General features: G+C 64.8%; 1 protein-coding gene. It reads left to right on the top strand.

Going from position 1 to position 1,760, the window contains the following annotated elements; translation table 11 throughout:
* Positions 1 to 107 precede the first annotated feature (107 nt).
* Positions 108 to 1,739: an IS1634 family transposase gene (locus ABZ789_RS22600; RefSeq protein WP_358428899.1), complete on the top strand. Its 1,632-nt coding sequence runs from the start codon at positions 108 to 110 to the stop codon at positions 1,737 to 1,739.
* Positions 1,740 to 1,760 lie beyond the last annotated feature (21 nt).

Below are 1,760 nucleotides of genomic sequence, written 5' to 3'. Positions count from 1 at the left end.
CCTGAGTTAGGACATTACTGGCCGGTATAACCCCTGACGAGGCTTTCACCTGCGCATTCACTCCGTCGCCGAAGCGGATCGGGACACTAAGCAGGTAGGTTCGGACGGTGGCATTCGTGCGGAAGGTGCGTACCGCATCCGGGGCGGTAGCGGTGCAGGTCGTGCGCAAACACCGCGGCCGGCACGAGATCCTCGCCCACGTCGGGTCCGCGCACACCGACGTCGAGCTGGGCATTCTGCTCGAACGAGCCCGCCAGCTCCTGCACGGCGATCAAGGCATGCTCGACCTGGATGTGCCGACGCCCGTCGAGCAGATCGCCGACGTGGCCGACTGGCGGACCGGTCGACTACCCGGCCCGACCACGAGCAAGGGCGGCGAGCTCGCCGGCGCGGGACGAACCGTGCGCACCAGCGCCCGGTTGCTCTACGACGTGCTCGCCTTCGTCTACAACCGGCTCGGCTTCGACGTCCTCGACGATGCGGTGTTCCAGGATCTGGTCATCGCCCGGATCGTGGAACCGACCTCGAAGATCGAGGCGCTGCGCGTTCTCGAAGATCTCGGCGCGGAACCGGTGTCGTACAAAACGATTCAACGTCACCTTGCGCAGATCATCACCGGTGACTACCGCGATCGGATCGCCCGCCGCTGTTTCGAGTATGCCGCCGAAACCGGCGGGTTGGGGTTGTTGCTGTTCGATGTGACCACCTTGTACTTCGAAGCGGAGAAGGAAGACGACCTGCGCAAGGTCGGCTACAGCAAGGAGCGCCGGGTCGATCCGCAGATCGTGGTCGGGCTGCTCGTCGACCGCACCGGGTTCCCACTGGAGATCGGCTGTTTCGAAGGCAACAAGGCCGAAACCCACACCCTGGTCCCGATCGTGCGTCAGTTCCAGGCCCGCCACGACATCGAGGGTGTGGAGATGGTCATCGCCGCCGACGCCGGCATGCTGTCGGCGGCGAATCTGACTGCTCTGGACGAGGCGGGCCTGAAGTTCATCGTCGGTTCCCGGGTGACGAAGGCACCCGCTGATCTGACGTCCCATTTCCATTGGCACGGTGATGTATTCACCGACGGGCAGATCATCGATACCGTCACACCCCGGCACGCCCGCAGCGTGGTCAACACCGTGAAACGGCGCGCCGAACCGGTCTGGGATCCGGGACGGCATCCCAGCTCGTGGCGGGCGATCTGGCAGTACACCCGCACACGTGCCGTCCGCGACAACCAGACATTGAACGCGCAGGAAGCGCGGGCGCGGGCGGTGGTCGAGGGCACGACGAAGGCCAAGGCCACCCGCTTCGTCAAGACCACCACCGCAGGTCAGCGACTCGACGACGCCGCGCTGGCACGAGCTCGATCGCTGGTGGGCTTGAAGGGATATGTCACCAACATTCCCGTCACGCGCATGGAACCGGGCGAGGTGATCGGCAAGTACCACGACCTATGGCATGTCGAGCAGTCGTTTCGCATGTCGAAAACCGATCTGCGGGCCCGGCCGATGTTCCACCGCACCCGCGACGCCATCGAAGCGCACCTGACCATCGTGTTCGCCGCCCTGGCTGTGGCCCGCTGCGCCCAGGACCAGACCGGTGTGGCGATCGCGAGACTGGTCAAGCAACTGCGGCCGCTACGGACCTCCACCATCGCCATCAACGGTGCCGTCCAGGACTTTCCGCCGCAGATCCCGGCTGCCGAGCTGGAGATTCTCACCCGTCTCGGGTTCGAATTGGGACACTAAGCCAAATGTCCTAACTCAGGA

This window comes from Rhodococcus sp. NPDC047139, from assembly GCF_040643435.1.
Classification (GTDB): Bacteria; Actinomycetota; Actinomycetes; order Mycobacteriales; family Mycobacteriaceae; genus Rhodococcus.
Note: the sequence above shows the minus strand (reverse complement) of the source record. Positions and strands in the feature narration are given on the sequence as shown.